Annotated in this window: 20 protein-coding genes; 16 read left to right on the top strand and 4 right to left on the bottom strand. The window is 32.9% G+C overall.

Features of this window, described 5'->3' with window-relative positions; translation table 11 throughout:
* The first annotated feature begins 5 nt into the window (after positions 1–5).
* The 3 genes from BR52_RS10515 (at position 6) to BR52_RS10505 (ending at position 2,248) form a co-directional block, all read left to right on the top strand.
* On the top strand, positions 6–791 hold the full coding sequence (locus BR52_RS10515) for a WxL domain-containing protein (RefSeq protein WP_034572438.1): 786 nt from the start codon (positions 6–8) through the stop codon (positions 789–791).
* An 84-nt stretch (positions 792–875) separates the two neighbouring features.
* Entirely contained in the window at positions 876–1,982 is a 1,107-nt protein-coding gene (locus BR52_RS10510) for a WxLIP family cell surface protein (protein ID WP_034572435.1), read from the top strand.
* Positions 1,983–2,023: 41 nt separating this feature from the next.
* A complete protein-coding gene (locus BR52_RS10505) occupies positions 2,024–2,248 on the top strand; it encodes a hypothetical protein (protein ID WP_034572433.1) in 225 nt (74 codons plus the stop codon).
* Between the two features lie 52 nt (positions 2,249–2,300).
* Here BR52_RS10505 and BR52_RS10500 read toward each other — a convergent pair whose 3' ends face one another.
* From BR52_RS10500 to BR52_RS10485, 4 genes are all read right to left on the bottom strand, one after another.
* Positions 2,301–4,220, bottom strand: coding sequence for an amidase family protein (locus BR52_RS10500; protein ID WP_051915707.1), 1,920 nt, complete (start codon positions 4,218–4,220; stop codon positions 2,301–2,303).
* 220 nt (positions 4,221–4,440) lie between these two features.
* Positions 4,441–5,370, bottom strand: coding sequence for an Mn/Fe ABC transporter substrate-binding lipoprotein EfaA (efaA, locus tag BR52_RS10495; protein ID WP_034572431.1), 930 nt, complete (start codon positions 5,368–5,370; stop codon positions 4,441–4,443).
* Positions 5,367–6,221 carry a metal ABC transporter permease gene (locus tag BR52_RS10490; RefSeq protein ID WP_034572428.1) on the bottom strand — a complete coding sequence of 285 codons (855 nt, stop codon included), beginning with the start codon at positions 6,219–6,221 and terminating at the stop codon, positions 5,367–5,369. The genes efaA and BR52_RS10490 overlap by 4 nt, the downstream gene beginning before the upstream one ends.
* Positions 6,218–6,970, bottom strand: coding sequence for a metal ABC transporter ATP-binding protein (locus BR52_RS10485; RefSeq protein WP_034572425.1), 753 nt, complete (start codon positions 6,968–6,970; stop codon positions 6,218–6,220). The genes BR52_RS10490 and BR52_RS10485 overlap by 4 nt, the downstream gene beginning before the upstream one ends.
* 499 nt (positions 6,971–7,469) lie before the next feature.
* On the opposite strand from BR52_RS10485, the gene BR52_RS10480 reads away from it, so the two are divergent.
* From BR52_RS10480 to BR52_RS10420, 13 genes are all read left to right on the top strand, one after another.
* Entirely contained in the window at positions 7,470–7,796 is a 327-nt protein-coding gene (locus BR52_RS10480; RefSeq protein ID WP_034572423.1) for an antibiotic biosynthesis monooxygenase, read from the top strand.
* 232 nt (positions 7,797–8,028) lie between these two features.
* Positions 8,029–9,519: a helix-turn-helix domain-containing protein gene (locus tag BR52_RS10475; protein ID WP_160113844.1), complete on the top strand. Its 1,491-nt coding sequence runs from the start codon at positions 8,029–8,031 to the stop codon at positions 9,517–9,519.
* Positions 9,520–9,976: 457 nt separating this feature from the next.
* Complete coding sequence (locus tag BR52_RS10470) at positions 9,977–10,315, top strand: hypothetical protein (protein WP_034572418.1); 339 nt, start codon at positions 9,977–9,979, stop codon at positions 10,313–10,315.
* A gap of 43 nt (positions 10,316–10,358) precedes the next feature.
* Entirely contained in the window at positions 10,359–11,009 is a 651-nt protein-coding gene (locus tag BR52_RS10465) for a WxL domain-containing protein (protein WP_051915706.1), read from the top strand.
* A gap of 24 nt (positions 11,010–11,033) precedes the next feature.
* Positions 11,034–11,672: a WxL domain-containing protein gene (locus tag BR52_RS10460; protein WP_034572417.1), complete on the top strand. Its 639-nt coding sequence runs from the start codon at positions 11,034–11,036 to the stop codon at positions 11,670–11,672.
* Between the two features lie 37 nt (positions 11,673–11,709).
* On the top strand, positions 11,710–12,411 hold the full coding sequence (locus BR52_RS10455; protein ID WP_034572414.1) for a WxL domain-containing protein: 702 nt from the start codon (positions 11,710–11,712) through the stop codon (positions 12,409–12,411).
* A gap of 69 nt (positions 12,412–12,480) precedes the next feature.
* Complete coding sequence (locus tag BR52_RS10450; RefSeq protein ID WP_034572411.1) at positions 12,481–13,572, top strand: WxLIP family cell surface protein; 1,092 nt, start codon at positions 12,481–12,483, stop codon at positions 13,570–13,572.
* The gene (locus BR52_RS10445; protein WP_034572409.1) at positions 13,544–15,604 is read left to right on the top strand and encodes a hypothetical protein; all 2,061 of its coding nucleotides are present in this window, start codon (positions 13,544–13,546) and stop codon (positions 15,602–15,604) included. Before BR52_RS10450 ends, BR52_RS10445 begins: the two co-directional genes overlap by 29 nt.
* Positions 15,605–15,651: 47 nt before the next feature.
* Positions 15,652–15,882, top strand: a complete 231-nt coding sequence (locus BR52_RS10440) for a hypothetical protein (protein WP_034572406.1) — start codon at positions 15,652–15,654, stop codon at positions 15,880–15,882.
* 400 nt (positions 15,883–16,282) lie between these two features.
* A complete protein-coding gene (locus BR52_RS10435; protein ID WP_034572404.1) occupies positions 16,283–16,807 on the top strand; it encodes a YehS family protein in 525 nt (174 codons plus the stop codon).
* Between the two features lie 28 nt (positions 16,808–16,835).
* Positions 16,836–17,489 (top strand): FadR/GntR family transcriptional regulator, encoded by a 654-nt coding sequence (locus BR52_RS10430; RefSeq protein WP_034572401.1) that lies wholly within the window; start codon positions 16,836–16,838, stop codon positions 17,487–17,489.
* 136 nt (positions 17,490–17,625) lie between these two features.
* Positions 17,626–18,804, top strand: coding sequence for a CynX/NimT family MFS transporter (locus BR52_RS10425; RefSeq protein WP_034572399.1), 1,179 nt, complete (start codon positions 17,626–17,628; stop codon positions 18,802–18,804).
* A gap of 225 nt (positions 18,805–19,029) precedes the next feature.
* On the top strand, positions 19,030–20,556 hold the full coding sequence (locus BR52_RS10420) for a flavocytochrome c (RefSeq protein WP_034572396.1): 1,527 nt from the start codon (positions 19,030–19,032) through the stop codon (positions 20,554–20,556).
* Positions 20,557–20,558: the final 2 nt, after the last annotated feature.

Raw genomic sequence — 20,558 nt, 5'->3', positions numbered from 1 at the left:
AAAAAATGAAATCATTAAAATTAGCAACCGTAGGAACTGTCTTATTCAGTACATTATTATTAAGTGGAGTTGGTCATGTTTCAGCAGCACCAGGCCCTATTCCAGCAAATCGTGACACAAATGCACAAGTAAAATTTGTTGAAGACGAATCACCAACAGATCCAACAGACCCAACAGATCCTGATCCAGAAAAACCAGTTGACCCGGTTGATCCAACGGATCCAGAAAAACCAGTTGATCCAGGTACAAACGGACCATTAAGTTTAGACTATGCATCAAGCCTAGACTTCGGTGAGCAATTAATTTCAACTAAAAACCAAACGTATTTTGCAAAACCTCAATACCTAAGAGGTGAGGATGGCAAAGCAGATTTAAAAAATCCAGTTCCAAACTACGCTCAAGTAACAGATAAACGTGGTGGTGAAAAAGGCTGGTCATTAAGTGTTAAACAAAATGGTCAATTCAAATCAGCTAAAGAAGGCAAAGAGTTAGTCGGAGCAGAAGTAACCTTTAAAAATGGTCAAGTTGCCTCTGTTTCAAATTCAAAAGCACCTAGCGTTGTCAAAACTTCGTTCTCATTGAAAAACGATGGTACAGGTGTAGCTGAAAACATTATGTCAGCAGCTGCAGGTGAAGGTTTTGGTACTTGGGTATACCGTGCCGGAGATGCTGCAAGTATGGCTGAAAGTATTGAATTAAGCGTTCCAGGATCAAGTGTTAAAGATGCAGACACATATAAAACAACATTAACTTGGACATTAACAGATACACCAGCTAACTCAAAAGAATAATAAAAAAGTTTTTATGTATAGGAATACATCTATCTGGTGTATTCCTATGCCTATTTTTTCATTTATAGTAGGAGGAAGAAAAATATGTTGAACGTCAAAAAAAAATTAGTGATTGGGTTAATCTTTCTTCTAAGTTTAGTAAGTATAATCCCACAAGCAAATGCCTCGCAATTAAAATTTAGCGTGGAGCCTGTTATTCCAGAAAATCAAAAAGACACGTCTCATAGTTACTTTGATTTAACAATGAAGCCATCAGAAAAACAAACATTAAAAGTTCACATGCGTAATGACACAGACAATGAAGTGACAGTATTGCCTAGTGTACATGCAGCAACAACCAATATCAACGGAGTAGTCGAATATGGCGAATCCAATACAAAATTAGATAAAACAAGCAAGTACAATATAGAAGAAATTGTCAAACCGGCAGTAAACGAAGTAAAAATTCCTGCAAATGGCTCTACGGATTTAGAATTAATGGTTGAAATGCCAAAAGACGGATTTGATGGAATTCTAGCAGGCGGCATTACTCTAAAAGAAAAAGAAGACACAGCAGAAACTAAAAAAGAAAAAACACAACAAGGCTTAGCGATTGAAAATAAATATGCCTATGTAGTAGCCGTCGTATTACAAGAAACAGACGTTAAAATTGACTCAGAATTAAAATTAAACAAGGTTGAGCCTAACCAAGTCAATGCCCGTAACGTTATCAATGCAACCTTACAAAATACACAAGCTAAATATATGAACCAACTGTCAGTAGATACCAAAATTACTAAAAAAGGAGAAAGCGATGTTCTGTATTCTTCTAAAAAAGAAGAAATGCAAATGGCTCCAAATACATCATTTGCCTATCCAGTTTCGTTGAATGGTGAAAAGCTCAAAGCAGGAGACTATACCCTATCAATGACTGCAAAATCAATGGGAGAAACATGGAAGTTTAAAAAAGACTTTACAATCAAAGCAGATGTTGCGAAAGCCTTCAACGAAAAAGATGTCACTGTTAAAAAAGATTACACTTGGATTTACATTTTAGTTGGCATTTTACTAATTTTACTAGCGTTGCTATTAATTTGGTTTATTATTCGAAAGAAAAAGAAAGAAAAGGAAAAGAAAGAAGCGCAAAAAAGAAGAAAAGCCAACCGAAAAAAACGCGCTAAAAAAGTGAACTTAGAAGAAGACAACAATTAAAACGTTATTTTGCATAATAGATTAAAGAGGAGGATAAAACCATGAGAATCGAAAAAAATTGGGACGATTGCTTTGTTTATGCAATAAGCTTAGAAATTCCGGCTAGTTCTTATCGGAAGAAATGGTTTACGAATCGAACAATTGTGCTTAAAAAAGAATTGGATTTTTCTGAAATGAAAGACTTCATCAAACAGACCTTTGGCCCTGAAGTAACCTTGTTAAACGTAGATTTATGGGATGAAGGCCTCTTAATAAAAGAACGATAAGTTACACATGGAACAATTTTTCAACTAAACTAAAAGAACCAAAACTGAAAGGTTAATTCAGTTCTGGTTCTTTTTTTAAACAATATAAACTACTGAAAATAAAGAGCAAACCAAGTAGGATAGGATCAAATAGAAACTCTTTTTCATGGGTCTTAGGCAGTCGCGTTTCAGTAGAAAGAGGAGTGTCTTTTGTTTTGATGCTTACTCGTTCAGTTGATTCTGGATTTGATCCAGCGGGTAATGCTTCAAGGGGTGCAATAGGAGCTAAATTAGCAGCAGGCACCTCTTCTACAGGTGGGTCAACAGGTAACTCTATTGCAGGCGTCGTCGTCGTTGTTTGGGATTCCTCATGATCTTCTTTAGAATTATCTGGTGAGACAGTTTGTTTAAATTGCCCCTCTTCTTCAAATAATTTCCCCATTTGAATTAAACGTTCGTCTTGTCCTTTGGCAGCATTAAATTGAATACCTAATGGCAAGCCTTCAGCAGTTAAATGAGTAGGAAGACTAATTGCTGCTTCACCCGTTAAATTCATTTGTTGCGTAAACGGCGATAAAGTTAAGGCTGGTAACCATTGATCATAAATTAATTGTTGACGTTCTTCGGCAGAAAGGTCAGTAATATGATTCATTTTTTCCACATGCTCAGCTGTTAGCAGAGAATCGCCCACTTTTGGAGCAGGCCATGCCGTGGTAGGAGTTAAAAAAAGCGGATAAGTTTGATGGAATTCGCCCATTAGAGCAGCCATCCGGCCATTTTCTTCCCAAGCAGCATTGACTTGTTCTTTAGTAATCGTTGTTCCTGTTTGGTAAAGAGCCCAAGTCAATAAATCGACATCTTCTATTATTAAATTTCTTTTTAATTTTTGATTTGCTAAAAAATTGGCAATACTCGCTGAACTGGAAGCAATTGTATAATAATTTTTCATTAATGCGACGCCGTCAATGGGATTGTTCACTTCTTCAACTTCAAATCCTTGTGTTCTTAGAAACGTTACCGCGTTTTCAACAGCTTGAATGGCCTCCGAACTGACGGGTGTTCCCACAGGTGATTTTGTCGAATAGCCAATTTTTAGATTTTTTAAAGGCGTAGGATCAGTTTGTAGTCTCTCTGGAATTTTTAGGGCATGAAAGAGAGTTTCAGTATCTTGCATTGTTTTAGTTAAGGCGAAATGAACCGCTTGTCCACGTTCTGCCGCACTATTGCCTATTAGGACGCCACGTGAGGGCTTTAATCCAATTGTTCCAGTCCATGAAGCAGGAATTCTAATGGAGCCACCAGCGTCACTTCCAGAAGCAATTGGAACCATACCAGCAGCGACACTTGCTCCAGCTCCACCTGATGAGCCCCCTGCTTGATAAGCATGATTCCAAGGATTATGTGTTGGACCATATAGAGGCGAGTCGGTGATATTCTTATAGCCCAATTCTGGGAAATTAGTTTGTCCAATAAGAATAAAGCCAGCTTCTTGCAACCCTTTCACAAAGCTACTTGTTCCACCTGCAAGCTGATCTTTTGAAAAAATCAGTCCATTTGTATTGGATTCCCCTTTTAAAGTTTGGCCTAAGCCTTTTAAAAGTAAAGGAACACCAAGAAAAGGTTGTCCATGATCCTCCAATTCATTTGCCTCTTTTAAGGCCGCTGTTTCTCGAAGCGTGATGACTGCATTCAATTGTGGATTCTCTTGTCTTACCTGTTGAAGTGCAACAGCCACTAGTTCAGCGCTACTCACTTGTTTTGTACGAACCATATTTGCCAATTCTAGTGCAGAGCTATGGGTATAAAGCTGTTGGAGTGTTGAGTCACTAGAAGGTAGAAAAGGGGAGTTTTCTGAAGATTGCTCTAATAAAAAGGTCGTTTGTTCTGGAGCTGTTGCGGCACTACTACTATCAAATGGCAGCCATGCTCCTATAAAAATACCAACAGATATACCTACTAATTGAATGGTTTTTTTGAAAAATTTAGTGTTCACTTGTTTGCTCTCCTTAATGAATGAAATTTTCTTTTGAAGCGTATCCACTTTATCATATTCCTCAAAAGGTGAGGGCCAAACGACATGAAATCATAAATTAAAAGAAGTATTTAGTTGGAAATTAGGCTTTTTAAGAAGAATAAAAGACAATATTGTATAAGAGTGTCTATTGTAACGAAAAAAAGAGTAGCCTCGACTACTCTTTTGCTTAGGTTTAATTTTATTTAATTAACCCCTCATGAATATGATCTAAATTCCATTTAATCATCGCGTAATAGCTATCACCAGCTTGTCCTTTTTTAGCAATAGAATCTGTGAAAATATTACTAGCAATTGGTAAACCCGTTTCTTTTGATACGCGTTCCATACTACGAGGATCAACACTTGTTTCAACAAATAGTGAAGGAACCTCAGAGCTATTAATTGTATCAATAATTTGTTTCATTTGATCTGGGGTGCCTTGGCTTTCCGTATTAATTTCCCAAATATAAGCAGCTTTTAAGCCATATGCTTTAGAAAAATATTTAAAAGCTCCTTCACTAGTAACCAATAGCTTTTTACTTTCTGGAATGTCTTTGAATTTTTCTTTTGCTTCCGAATCTAACTTCGTTAATTTTTCAATATAGGTTTTAGCATTTTCTTGATAAGTTGCTTTGTTTTTTGGATCCTTTTTTTCTAAAGTATTGGCAATTGTTTGAACATAATGAATCCCATTTTGGATATCCAGCCAAGCGTGAGGGTCTTGTTCGCTTTCTTGTCCAGCACTTGTTAAAAAGAGTGGTTCAACACCTTTGCTAACAACGAAATAATCTGTATTTTCTTTACGGTGAGCAGTTTCCATTAATTTAGTAAACCAACCATTCCCACCTGTCTCCAAATTTAATCCGTTGTAGAAAATAATGTCAGCCTCAGAAGCTTTAGCGACGTCAACTGGAAGGGGCTCGTATTCATGAGGGTCTGTTCCAACTGGCACGATACTATGAAGCTCAATTAAATTACCTCCAACATTTTTAGTCATATCGGCAATAATTGAATTTGTAGCTACTACCTTCAGTTTATCAGTCTTATTTTGTGACGTTTTAGCATTCCCACAGGCTCCTAAAACAACAACGAGTAGCAACGCAGAGACGATTAATCCTATTCTTTTCATAGTTCTTGTTCCTCCTTTTTTTTATTGATAAAAAACAACCCTTTTTTTGGTGAAAATAGAAAAGCAAGTATAAAAAATAATGCTGCAGTTAAAACAATCGTTGCACCAGAAGCTAGATTATATGAATAACTGAAGAACAATCCAATAATCGAACTTAAGACACCAAAAATGGTGGAAAGAACAATCATCGTAGGTAAGTGATTGGTTAATTGATAAGCTGTAGCAGCAGGAGTAATCAACATTGCAATGACTAGAATTGTACCAACCGTTTGCAACGCAGAGACAGCAACTAACGTTAGTAGAAACATCAATGCATAATGAAGCAAGGTTGTTTTTAAACCGTAAGCCTTAGCCATCGTTGGATCAAAAGATGAGACTACAAGCTCCTTATAGAAAAGAAAGACAAACAGTAACACCACAATGCCGACAATCAAAGTAATCAGAATATCAGAATCTCGAACAGCCAATACATTTCCAAATAAAATATGATATAAATCAGTGGAACTTTTAGCAAATGAAATCAAGATAATTCCTAAAGCAAAGAAGGAACTAAAGACCACACCAATTGCGGTATCATTCTTTAATTGACTTTTTTGAGTAATAAAACCAATTAAAATAGCTGCCAGAATTCCAAACAAGGAAGCCCCAATAATATAATTGATTCCTAACATATAAGACATTGCCACGCCAGGAAGAACAGCATGAGAAATTGCATCTCCCATCAAGGACATTCCTCGTAAAACAATAAACGAGCCAATCACGCCAGATACAATTCCAACCATAATCGAAGTAATCAAAGCATTTTGTAAAAATTGGTAGTGAACCAGTCCGTTAATAAAATTTTCAATCATTCGTCCTTAACCCCCTTAATTTGAATATCTCCCATGCTTTCTCCATACGCCTTTTGAATGTTTTTATTCGTAAACGTATTCGTTACGTCTCCAAAAGCAATCAATTCTTTTTTTAGAAGAATCACGTCATCAAAGTAATCCAGTACTTTGTGAAGATCATGGTGAACAATAATAATCGTTTTTCCTTGTTGTTTTAATTCCTTTAAAATACCCACAACGACTTTTTCGCTTAACATATCAATACCGACAAAGGGCTCATCTAAAAAGATAATATCCGCATCTTGTGCTAAAACCCGTGCAATAAATACTCGTTGCAATTGCCCACCGGAAAGCTCGCCAATTTGGCGTTTACTAAACTCGGTTAATTGAACCTTTTCCAACGCAAGTCGCGCTTTTTCTCTCTCCTTTGCAGTGGGTTTCTTAAATAATCCCAGTTTAGGATAAGTTCCAAGCAGTACCGTTTCTTCCACATTGATGGGAAAAGTTAAGTCTAAGGCATTGCGTTGTTCAACGTAGGCGATCTCCTTTTTTTTAGTATCAATTGAACGCTCACCTACTAAAACACAGCGCTGATCTGTTTGGATTAAGCCCATCATGCCTTTAATCAAAGTTGATTTCCCTGCACCATTCGGTCCAATGATGCCTGTAATCTTTCCTGAATTTATGTGTAACGCAATATTTTGAAGTGCGGTGTTTCCTTGATAACGCACGGTTAATTGTTGAATCTTGATACTACTAGAGGATGCCATAATGAATACACTCCTTTTTAATTTTTAGGCTTACCTAAAAATAGTCTAACAAATATTAATTTTAATAGCAATACATTTTTAAAGTTACGATAACAAAATATTTAGGTTAGGCTAAAAATAAAAAAGTCGAAAAAAAACCACCTGATGGAGAATCAGGTGGAAAAAGGGCGTATCATGGGTGTAGGTTGTTATATCCTATCCTCATGATACGAATTAAAATCAGTTCAAAGAACTAATTTTAAGGATAGCTTTCATTATACTTTGGAGGAGTAGTAATGAAAAAATGAAAAGTTTGTTTGTAGGGTGGTGTTCTTATTACTCTTTAAGTATACTTCGCAATTGTGAAGAAATGATGATGAAATAAGGAAATAAATTTGGTTAAATAAGAAGTAAAATAGAAGATCTTAGCAGTAAAAAAAATCGTAGCCAAAGGACATTGACACCTTTACTGACATTTTGTATAATTGAGAAAAGTTCTCAATTAGAAAGAGGTAACGAGATGTTTATTGTGACGAATACAATTCAAACTGAAAAAGCTGCAACCGATAAAGTCATTGAAAAATTCATGGGACATGGAAAAGTAAGTACGGAAGGCGTAAATGGCTTCTTAGGCTTAGAACTATTACAAACTAGAACAACTGAAGAATTTGATGAACTTGTTGTATTAAGTCGTTGGGAATCTGAAGCAGATCAAAAAGAATGGGTGAAATCAGAAGCTTTTAAAAAGGCTCATGGCCGAACAGAAGAAACCCGTCATGAAAAACCAAAAAATATCGGTATTATTAGTAATGAGATTAAAGAATACGATCAAAAATTTGCTCAATAGTCCTGTAGTTAAATAGAATTTAGGAATACAATGATTGGTTAAGCGATCATTGTATTTTTATATTCATTTTTCTTGACGATGCATTCAATTATGGAGACTATTATTTTTCGTTATAGTAACTCATTTATATAAACTAGCTGATTGATAATTAAGTAATCTATGTTGACATTTGGAATCCTATATGTTAATTTTTCTAAATGCTTATTTAGATGCCATGATAGGGGTAGATTTAGTGAATAATATTTTTGACAAAAGGACTTTAAGAAAGATAACTATTCTGTATTATATTGTAAATAATCAAAGTAAATCAAATTTAAATGATATTAGCAATTATTTGGAGTGCAATATAAGAACTACCAAAAGCTTAATTAATGAATTATCTAGTGAAATTAAAGATTGGAACAGCCAAGCATACCTAAAATTAAAAATAGATCAACAGAGTAACAGTATAGATTTATTTATTCCCTCTTTAGTATCAATACATGAAATGTATCTGTACTACTTAGAAAGAAATATAACATTTAATGCTTTAAAAACACTTTTTTTTGATAACAGTTTTGAATTGAATAAATACGCAATAAACAATTATGTTTCATATACTACTATGTATAAAAATATGAAATTAGTTAGCGAAAAGGTACTTAGTAGATATGAATTAGAGTTTCATGCTAATGTAAAATCAAATATAGTTGGAAGCGAAGTTCAAAAAAGACTATTCTATTTTGAATTTTTTTGGTATTCATACAGTGGAATAAAGTGGCCCTTTGAAACAATAAAGAAAGAAAGCTTTGATTTTCTTTTCTCATATATAGAAAAAATAAGAAAACAAAGTATAGGACTCTCTGAAAAAGAAATATTAAGACACTATTTTGCTATTATTTTTTATAGGATAGAAAATAATGAAATTTGTGACAAATCAATCTTAGAGAATGATTTACTTATTGACAGTAAACATTTTGACCTAATAAAAAAAGATACAATACCAGCTTATCAAAATATGTTTCCAAAATTAACAAATGAAGAAGTAGAATCAGAAGTTGCTTTCCTATATCTAACAGTTTTTGGACTTGAATATCATGTGGAAGATAATTCAATAGTTTCAGAAATGATGTTTTATGTACAAACCCATCAAGTAAATGTAGTAGAATACACAAATCTTTGGATGAAGGAATTCCTATTAAGTTTTGATGTCAATCTGAATGCAAAAGAGTACAGTCTTCTATATGCTAACTTAATACATGTTCATTCAAGAATACTACTATATAAAGGTATAGAGAGTATCACTGAAGATATTCCTGAAATGAGTAAACCAATTAAGTCGGAGATCATTAACTTTTATAACCAATTAGTGAAAAAAATGAACTATAATGAAAGTTTTGTAAAGAATGAAAAGTACTTGATTAATAAATATCAACTGTTAATAAGTAGGCACATAAGAAATAAAAGTTTAAACAATCCTGTTAATGTTTGTATATTATCTATTTATGGTGGAGAAGTTATTAAGGATTTTATAGATTTGCTGAAAAATAATAATTTAGATGAAATGGTAAATGTAACAATTTCTTTAGATGAAATAGTAGATGTAATAATAACAGATAGGATATATGATAGTATAAAAGATTCTAATGTTGAAACGTTATTATGGGAAGTGTATCCAACGCAAAAATCAAAAATGACAATAATCAATTTTTTAAAGAATCTTATTCTAAAAAAAAACACTTGAGAAATTAAATTTAAAATAGCACTAAAAAGTATATCAATTATAAGGTGGTTCATGTCACCTGAAAATTGATATTTTTTTTGATTTAAAATTTGTATAGTCCATTTTAACGATGTAAATGCAGTGAGAAAATTTTAATATTAACCACGTTCATAACAAAAATAAGTTAAAAAAAACAAAAATCAGTTGGATTTTAAATAGTTAATAGTCAATTTAAGTACAAAAAAATTTAAAAATGTTAATATTACTGTTTTTTTATTAACTTTTAAATGTTTAGAAATGAACATATTTGGAAAAGTAAATTATTAATTGAGTTGCTATAATTGTTTTGAGGCATAGAAAGCGCATCTAAATTTTATTGTTTATCTTAATGAATGCTACTTTGAATTTGTGAAATAAATATAATGTAAAAAATTATTTAGGGCCACTAATCAATATAAAACGGGAAGGGGGTGGTTTTTTGAAGATTGTGGTATATATTTCCCTAGTGATGAGTAGTATTTTAATAGGATTATTTTTCTCAAATACGGGGTATGCTTCTGATGATAATAAAAGTAAAGTAGGGATTAGTTTTTCTGAGGTAGAAGTAGACAACGGGAATAGTAATAAAGAAATATTAGAAAAAACGACACATAATCAAATAAAAAAAGCGGAAAATAAAAAAAATCTAAACTTACCTTCAACGATGGAAGCAAAATATAAATACCATAATTTATTAAGTTTAGTACTTATTTTGTTGAGTATTATGTTAAAGGGGTTAACTCAAAGAAGTGAGCCACTCAAAAAGGATAGAACGTAACATCCTTTTTAAGTTGGGAATAAAATGATTGGAGAATGTATAAATGAAAAAATTAATTAAAGTGGGATGTACTAGTTTAGGAGCAGTAATGTTATTTAGTTTTTCTAATAAAATATATGCAGAAGAAGTTGACACATCTAAAACGAATGCAGATTTTATCCTTGTAGGAGGAACCGAAGATAATAAACCAACAGAACCAATAATTCCAATTGATCCACCAACTAATCATACGGGGAACCTAGTAATTGATGCTATTTCAGATTTCAAGTTTTCAGATGGGAAAATTGAGAGTAAATCAGTATCCTATAATGCGGTAATTCCATCAGGTAAAACTCTTGGACTTCAAGTTACAGATACGCGAGGAACTGGTGCAGGTTGGAATTTAACAGCAAAAATTTCAAATTTTGAAAACGCTACTAAAACAAAAACATTAAAAGGAGCAGAAGTCTTTCTACCAGAAGGTGATGTTACAACAACCAGTGTTTCTAAAGAAAATGCTGCCATTTCTAATTCTGTGATACTCAACTCAAATGAACAAACTGTTTTTAGTGCAAGTAAAGATGCAGGGATGGGAACATGGTCAAGCAACTTTGAAGGTAAAGGGGAACACGTAACCATAACTGTTCCAGATGGAAACTATGCAGATAGCTATTCAGCTGAGATTTTATGGTCTTTACAAGACGTTCCAAAATAACGAAAGTATAATCAGGGGGATATAATGAAAAAACTAAATATTGGATTATTGAGTGTTGCTCTAATTTTAACAGGAATGGAGTATACAAACGTAGAAGTTGTTGCTGAAAATAGTGATACACAACAAAGTACAACAGTAGTTGAGATTGAGCCAGGTGGTGAAGAAGTTAATCCTATTATTGATGGCATTAAACCAGAAACAAATCATAAGGGTCCATTAGTTATAGATGCAGTATCAAATTTTAATTTTGGGAAGATAAAGCTGGGTATATCAAATAATAATGCTTTGTTAGAAAATGGTGAAACTTTGGGAGTGCAGGTATCTGATACTAGAGGTACAGGAGGAGGCTGGAGTTTAACAGCTAGCATTAGTGATTTTTCGAATGCAGACAGTACAAAAAAATTAAAGGCAGAGTTAACAATTCCTGTTGGGAAAGTCAAAAGTAATTCATCTAATCTTCTAAACCCCGCAGTTGCAGCAGGGGCAACTTTGAATGAATCACCTTCTAAAATATTATATGCACAAAAGGATTCAGGTATGGGGACATGGTCAAATTCATTTGAAGGAAATAGCCAGAAAGTTAATCTTGTTATTCCAACAGACAGCTATATTGATTCATACAGCGCAATTATTAACTGGTCTTTACAAGATGCACCAACATAAAAAAATAAATCAATCATCTTTATTAAGGAGAAAAAACATGAAAAAAAAATTATTATTGATATCACTATTTTTAGTTAATTCGTATATTTTATTGGACGTATCAGAAGCTCATGCAGAAACTACTAGCCAAGCAAAGAGTCTTAATAGTATCAAATTTTTAGAAGGTGGTAGTGAATCAACCAATCCAGTAAATCCAATAGATCCTGATCTTCCTGTTGAAGTAGATCCTGTTGATCCTAATAATCCAGGAACAAATAATCCAGGACCACTATCAATTGATTTTATTTCCAATATCCAATTTGGGAATAATAAAATTAATGGTAAAGATACTGTATATAGTGCTCTGAACAAATCACCATATGTTCAGGTTACGGATGTAAGAGGGACAGAAGCAGGCTGGGAGCTGAAAGTTGCAGCGAGTGAATTTACGTCAACAGAAAATCCTAAAGACGTGCTGAAGGGCGCGGAACTTACCTTCAAAAACGCAGCTGTAAAATCTGCTAGTAAAGGCAACGTATCTCAGCCCCCCACAAGTAGCGATGTCACTTTAATAAACAGCGATGCACAAACAATAATGAATGCCGATGAGAATCAAGGAAGTGGGACATGGCTAAGCACATGGACTGCAAATTCTGAAGTAAATGAGAACGTACAGTTAAAGGTACTATCTGGATCTGCAAAAGCTAACACTGAATACACTGCAGAGTTGAATTGGTCTCTTTCTGACGCTCCAAAATAAAATTTTATACGGCAACAAGAAAAAGGTATTCTTTTTCTTGTTGCCTATTATAAGTTGGGAGTTTTTTAATTGAAAAAAGCAATACTATTACTGTTTTTTTGCATGATAAGCAATCTAAATTTATTTACCAACGTTGAGGCTGCTTCTATGGGATATTCAGTTAAAGCCAATTTACCTGAAAATCAAATTGATAAAAATAAAACATATTTTGATTTAAAAATGGACCCAAATCAAAAAGAAGAAATTTCGTTAACTGTAAAAAACAGTTCAGAAGAAGAAATTATATTAAACATTGTACCTAATAATTCAAAAACAAATCAAAATGGTGTAATAGACTACAGTGACGAAAATTTAGAAAAAGATAAGTCTCTTAAATACTCACTAACAGATATTATATCGAGCAAGCAAAAAATTAAACTAAATCCAGGTGAAACTAAAGATGTAACATTTAGTATTAAAATGCCTAATGAAGAGTTACAAGGAATTATTTTAGGCGGGTTTTATATATATAGAGAGGATAATGAAACTAAAAATACAAATGAAAACTTACAAATAAAAAATTCATATTCGTATGTCATTGGAATTCAATTATCACAAAATACTATTAAAGTTGATCCTAAATTAAGCCTTAATAAAATTAAACCAGCGTTACAAAATTACCATACAGTTGTTACTGCAAATATTCAAAATAGTAAACCAACAATCATTAATAATTTGATTATAGATGCAAAAGTAACAAAAGAAGGTGAATCTAAAGTAATTCATGAAACAAACAAGCAGGGAATGTCTATGGCACCTAATTCAAACTTTGATTTTCCTATTAGTTGGGATAATGAGCCGTTAGAAGCAGGTGATTATACTCTCCATTTAAAAATTAATACAGGTGAAAAGGAATGGAGCTTTGATAAAAATTTTTCGATTGGTAAAGAAGATACAAAAAAATTAAATGATGAGGCTGTAAACATTGATAAAAAAGAAATAAATTGGAACATAGTCGCACTGACAATTTCTATACTGTTAATAATCTGCGGAATTACAATTGTTGGGTTAACGATTAGACATAAAAAGAAAATTGATAGAGAGAAAAAAATAAAAGCTGCCAGAATAAAAAAAAGAAGGAAGGCAAAAAATAGTGAAAGAAACAAGAAAAAAATCACATAAAAAAATTTTTTTTCTTTTGGTATTTAGTTGTACTTTATTAGGCTTATTACTGTTTACTAGACCCCATTATGCTAATGCATATAGTCCATTTAAGACACCTACTGGAACGATACCAATTCTAACAGTTGGACAGGCATATTGGTTAGATATTGATAGTAATGGTTTAGCATTTGGCTACAGATATGGAAATTCAAATATAATCATTGATAATTATTGGAATTCAAAAGAATTATCAAATGGACAATTTATTTTCACTTCGATGAGAGCTCCAAATAAGTTATTAACAGTAAATTCTGATAACTCAATGTCTGTGAAACAGTATACACAAGAAATTTATACAGATGAGACAAAAATCCCTGCTAATTCTAGATTTTATACCAAGTATGTAGGAATTGTATCAAATCGATATTCTTTTTTAGTATCAACGAGTGCTAATTTTGATTATTCAATAGGTTATGATATGTTTAATAATAATTATTTGAAATACTTGCCAACTAACTCGAATAGTACTTCTGATGGAAGATGGCTAATAAGTTTTGGTCAACTTTACACTACTACAAATATGTTAAATCTAAAAGTCGATAGTGTTGTAGGCAAAAAATATATAAATTCAGATATTCATATCACTGGATCATTAAATGTATCTGGAGTGGATACATCAAAACTTACAATAAACATAGGTAATAATGTTTATTCAATTAAAGATATGGATGTTACTTATACAAATGGAAAAGCAATATTTGATGTTGTAGTTCCTTTAACTAATGATAAATTTCAAGAAGGAGAAAGTTATTCTATTGAAGTTTCTGCCAATACAGGTTTTTTAGACTCTTATGATAATAGCCAGAGTTTTACTGTTGATTATTCAGTGATGACAGGAAACACAACCAATAAAAAGGTGGAAGCCGGAACTGATTTTAATGAGTTGAATCCTTCAGATTTTATAACAGATTTAAAAGACAGTGCAGGAAACGATGTTAAAGTAAATAAATTTGTAAATATTCCAGATAATAAAAAAATTGGAAAAAAAAATATCGGTATTGAGGTTACTAATGGAAAAAGTACAGCTACAATAACGGTTGAGTTTGAAATTATTGATACAGTAAAACCAACTGCAACAGCAGTGCCACAAAAAATTCAAAAAAATTCGGTTTTTACTTCGGATGCATCGTCTTTAATTACGAATGTAGCTGATAACGGTGGCTCAGATAGTGTTACCTACTCAATAACAAAAATTCCATCAATGAATAAAGTGGGGTATTTTTCTGCTGAAGTTACGTTAAGTGATCAATCAAACAATCAAAGTGTAATTGAGATTCCTGTAACAGTCTATGATGAAACGACTCCGATTGTAGGAAATAGTATTTTAACAGGTAATGATTTTGAAATAACGATAGAAGATTTGAAAACAGGAGTAAGCAATTCAAACCTAAACCATTTAATTTTAGAGAAATCTGGTTCTAAGGCATGGGATATTTTAACAGGTAAAGAAATTGAAACGATTAGCGTTGTACAAAATAATTTAGATTTTTCTAAAGGAAGCTATACTGCTACAATAAGGGCGCAAGATTCAAATGCTAAAATACTAGAAAAGAGTATAAACATAACTGTAACAGATGGGTTTCTTGAATTTACAAAAATAGAAAACGATTTGGATTTTGGAAAAATTACTTTATCGACTATCGAAAAAAACTATAATTTGATTAATGAATCCATTATTAAAATTGAAGATACTAGAGGAGAGGAATCAACTAATTGGGAATTAACTGCAAAAATATCTAAAAAATTAACCTCTCAAGATGGTGACCTCAGAGAAAGTTTATACTATGTAGATGATAAAAATGCAAAATTTTATTTAAACAGTGATGAAACAACACTGTTAAATCAATCCGCAACATCAACGTATAAAGAAACTACTATAAATCTTAATAAAAATGGATCATCAGGATTATATTTAGGCTTGTTAGCAGGACAGGGGAAAATTGGGAAGTATACTGGCAGTATACAATGGTCGTTAAAAGATGCGCCATAATAATATGCAAGATTAAACGATAACCTCTACATTAAGGAGACTTTTATATGGAAACTTTAGACAAATATTGGGAGGATAATGCAATTTATTATGTTGTCTTTACTGCTAAATGTTTAAGTAACAACAACGAAGTAATAAAAAAATTCCAAAAATTTTTAATATTAGATCCAGATGTGGATGAAACTAAGGTAAAACAAATCATGCAAGAAAAACTATATAATTTAGTAGACATTTTAAATATCGACAAATTTGAAGAAGGAATTAGACTAAAAAAATAAATCTTAAATAATCGTTGATTTAGTTTATTACATTTACAATTTTAGATAGATGGACAGTTGAATTTTGATACTAAAATAGTTTAAATGCGACACAATTAATTGTGTCGCATTTTTTATTACAGAGGGAATAGAAGGAGGACTAATCGGAACTTTTTTGAATGTGATGTAAATTTTATTATGATATAGTTAAGTTGAATTTGATAAAGCAAAGAAAAATGTCTAAACTACAAGAGCTTTTTTATCTTCATAAAAAAGAAAAAATAATTAGGAAATTACTTCAATATTTAATCCATTTAACTTACTATTGTGAAGCATAAAGTAGTGAATAGAATTAATTAATGCAATAACGGACAGAAAAGCTTATAATCAAGAGAGTAGACTAAATGCAGTGGAGGAAATTATGAATAAAAACGATATACTAGTACGATTAAGATACGCTTTAGATCTTAAAGATCAAGAGATGGTCGACATTTTTAAGCTGGGGGACTTGGATGTTACGAAAGAAACAGTCCAAAAAATGCTAGCAAAAATAAAAACGGCAGCAACAAACAACGAAGAAACTGAAGAATTTGCTGATAATGAATACGAACTAGCTTGCGATAATCAAACATTAGAATCCTTTTTAAATGGTCTGATTGTTTTAAAAAGAGGGAAACAAGAACCAAAACCCGGAGCGCCTAAAAAACAAGAATTTATGATTAAAGATCAACGTAGTGTAAATAATGTGCTCTTTAAAAAATTAAAAATCGCACTTTCTCTAACGAGTGATGATATCCTTGATATTTTAGATGAAGCAGGCGTTTATCTTTCAAATAGTGAATTGAGTGCGGTGCTTAGAAAAGAAGGACATCGCAACTATAAAGAATGCGGCGACCGTTATGCACGTAATTTCTTAAAAGGCTTAACCATGAGATATCGCGCTTAAACACATTTTATAAAAGGGGGAACGGACGTTGAAAAAACCCACACGTATCTCTTTAGCTAAACAAATTACAACTGAAATTGAGAGTCAAATTGAGAGCGGACGTTGGCCTGTTGGGTCAAAAATCCCTCCAGAATCTCATTTGGCAGAGCAATTTGGTGTAAGCCGCAATACAATGCGGGAAGCGTTACAATCCTTAACTCAATCAGGAGTACTTGCATCAAAGCCTGGAGATGGAACCTATGTAATGACCGCTGGCAAGTTTGAAGCCAATATGTATACCCGTTTAGAAAAAGCAGAAACGAAAGAAATTGCTGAAGCAAGGCTTTTTTTAGAAAAAGACTTAGCAATTTTAGCTGCTAAAAATCGTAATGAAACAGATATTGAAAAAATAGCATTAGCATTAAAGAAGCGTAATGAAAAAAAAGCGACTCTTGAAGAAGAGGCTAAAAGTGATATTGAATTTCATGTGGAAATTGCCAAGGCTGCCCATAATAGCGTGATGTATGAATTGTATCGCTATATGTCTAATTACATTTATGAGCTTATTTTAGAAAAAATGTATCAAGATTTAGAAAAAGATTCACCGGATTCAGAAAAATTACATCAGGATCTCTTTCTGGCAATTAAAAAGCAAGATCCAATTGAAGCTGAAAAAGTTGCCTCTTGTATTAATCATTTTTAATAATCAAAGCTTGAAGTTGTTGAATAAACTATCTCTTAAATTCAACAGCTTTTTTTTGTCGTTCTATTGACAAAGTTATTCAGTTCGTGTTAATGTCATATTGTTCAAATGTCCGACATTTAAAAAGGGGTATTTTATGAAGAATAGAACTATAACTCGAAAAGGTTTTTTCTTAGGCCTTGGAATTTTATTCATTGCAACAATTTTAAGAGCACCAATTACGTCAGTAGCACCATTAATCGGAACAATCAGTAGTGATTTAGGTCTGAATTCAGCTGCAGCAGGGATGATTTCAACCACTCCATTACTAGCTTTTGCTCTGTGTTCTATCTTAGCACCAATTAGTGAGCGAAAAATAGGCATTGAAAAAGTGCTATTTTTAGCGCTGATTGGCTTATCAATTGGCATTTTTCTTCGTTCATTTTCAGGTTCTTTCTTCTTATACTTTGGAACCATTTTGATTGGCATTTCTATTGCACATTGCAATGTGTTAATTCCAAGTTTAATTAAAAGAGATTTTCCTGAAAAAGTTGGTTTAATAACAGGAATTTATTCTGTCACTATGAATGTTTGTGGTGCACTAGCGTCAGGAATCAGTTTGCCACTTGCAACAAAACTGCATTTAGGTTGGCAAGGTTCTTTGAGAGTCTGGCTTGTTTTAAGTATGTTAGCCCTAGTTTTTTGGTTGCCGCAAGTTCGTTCGACCACGAAGATGGATTTATCTGTATCTACTCCCAAACAAAAAAGCCTTATAAAATCTTCATTGGCTTGGAAAATCAGTTTATTTATGGGCATTCAGTCCTTGATTTTTTATACGCTAATTGCATGGATGCCACAGCTGTTTTTGCAAAAAAATATAGACGGCGAGTTAACAGGATGGCTTTTAACCTTGTTGCAATTATTTCTAGTACCAGCTACTTTTTTAGTCTCAATTATAGCCGGTAGGTTAGCAGAACAAACGATTCTTGTTTGGCTTGGTGCAGGCACTATTTTTATTGGTTTATTAGGAATTATGTTGACAACAAGCCTACCAATTATTGTCATTTCTGTTATTTTATTAGGTATCGGCGGAGGATGCTGTTTCAGTTTATCGATGATGTTTTTCAGTTTACGCTCTAAAAGCTCAGCCGAAGCTTCTCAAATATCTGGAATGGCTCAATCCGTGGGTTATTTGCTTGCTGCAAGTGGACCGTTATTATTTGGTTTATTACATGATTTAAGCCATTCATGGATCAGTTCATTACTTGTTTTGTTAGCACTATCGGTCGTTCTACTTTATGTCGGTCTAGGTGCTTCAAAAAAGGTATATCTTTAAAAAAACTACTCTGAGTTCTTATCCTCAGAGTAGTTTTTTTAGTTAAAAGTAATTTATTGCACAAACTATCTGTTAAAAAAATAGTATAAAATTAGCTTTTAAATCTATTTGTTATTGAATTGAGGGACTGAACCTGTTATGATAATAGCGAACGTTTTGTTCGTTAATTTACAATCTTTTTTTGGAGTAACGACACAAAATATAAACAAAATTTGGAGGTAAAGTATGAAAAAGAAATTGGTTACGTTGTTGTTTGTTATGTGTGGTCTAGTTATTGTTTTAGCTGGCTGTGGAGGAAAAGAAAAGGATGTTAGTAAGAAAGATTCTTCAAAAGAAAAAACAGAAACTTCAGAGGCAACAACCGGTGCATCTGAAACAAGTTATACGGCACTAGATAAACTAAAAGACAGTTATGATATTGTGATTGTCGGTTCTGGTGGAGCGGGAATGTCTGCAGCATTAGAAGCAAAAGAAAAAGGACTGAATCCTGTTATTCTTGAAAAAATGCCTATTGCTGGTGGAAATACAATGAAATCATCATCAGGTATGAATGCATCTGAAACAAAATTCCAAAAAGAACAAGGTATTGAAGACAATAATGACCTTTTCTATGAAGAAACATTAGCTGGTGGACATGGCACAAACGATAAAGAATTATTGCGCTACTTTGTTGATCATTCTGGTGAAGCAATTGATTGGTTAGATTCAATTGGAATTCGTTTAAACAACATTACGATTACAGGTGGAATGAAAGAAAAACGTACTCATCGACCAGAAGATGGTTCTGCAGTTGGTCAATATTTAGTGAACGGTCTTGTTAAAAATGTGCAAAAACAAGAAATTCCATTATTTGTAAATGCAGATGTTACAAACATTACTGAAAAAGATGGAAAAGTAAACGGTGTGGAAGTAACATTTGATGGAAAAGAAAAGAAAACCATCAAAGCAGATGCTGTTGTTGTGACAACAGGTGGTTTTGGAGCAAACATGGAAATGATTTCAGAAACTAACCCAGAATTGAAAGATTACGTTACAACAAATCAAAAGGGCAGTACTGGTGACGGAATCAAGATGATTCAAAAATTGGGTGGCGTAACAGTCGATATGAACGAGATTCAAATTCACCCGACAGTTCAACAAGAGAAATCCTATTTAATTGGTGAAGTAGTTCGTGGCGAAGGTGGTATTTTAGTTTCATCAGATGGTCAACGATTTGTCAATGAACTGGATACACGTGATAAAGTATCACAATCAATCAATCAAACAGCTGATAAATATGCATACTTGGTTTTTGATTCAGGGGTTGCTGAACGAGCAAAAGCAGTTGAACAATATAAACAGCAAGGATTCGTTAAAGAAGGTAAAACGATTGCAGACTTGGCAAAAGAAATCAATGTTCCTAGTGAAGAGTTGGAAGCGACAATGACAAAATGGAACGACAATGTGAACTCAAAATCCGATTCAGATTTTGGGCGAACAACAGGAATGGATCACGATCTTACAAAAGGTCCTTACTACGCAATTAAAATTGCACCAGGTATCCACTATACAATGGGTGGCGTTAAAATTAATTCTAATACAGAAGTCTTAACGAAAGAAGGCACACCAATCAAGGGCTTATATGCAGCTGGTGAATTAGTTGGCGGTTTACATGGTCAAAATCGAATTGGTGGAAATTCAGTTGCTGAAATCATTATTTTTGGACGTCAAGCTGGCGAACAATCAGCAGCATTTGTGAATACAATTAAATAGAA

This window comes from Carnobacterium divergens DSM 20623, assembly GCF_000744255.1.
Classification (GTDB): domain Bacteria; phylum Bacillota; class Bacilli; order Lactobacillales; family Carnobacteriaceae; genus Carnobacterium; species Carnobacterium divergens.
Note: the sequence above shows the minus strand (reverse complement) of the source record. Positions and strands in the feature narration are given on the sequence as shown.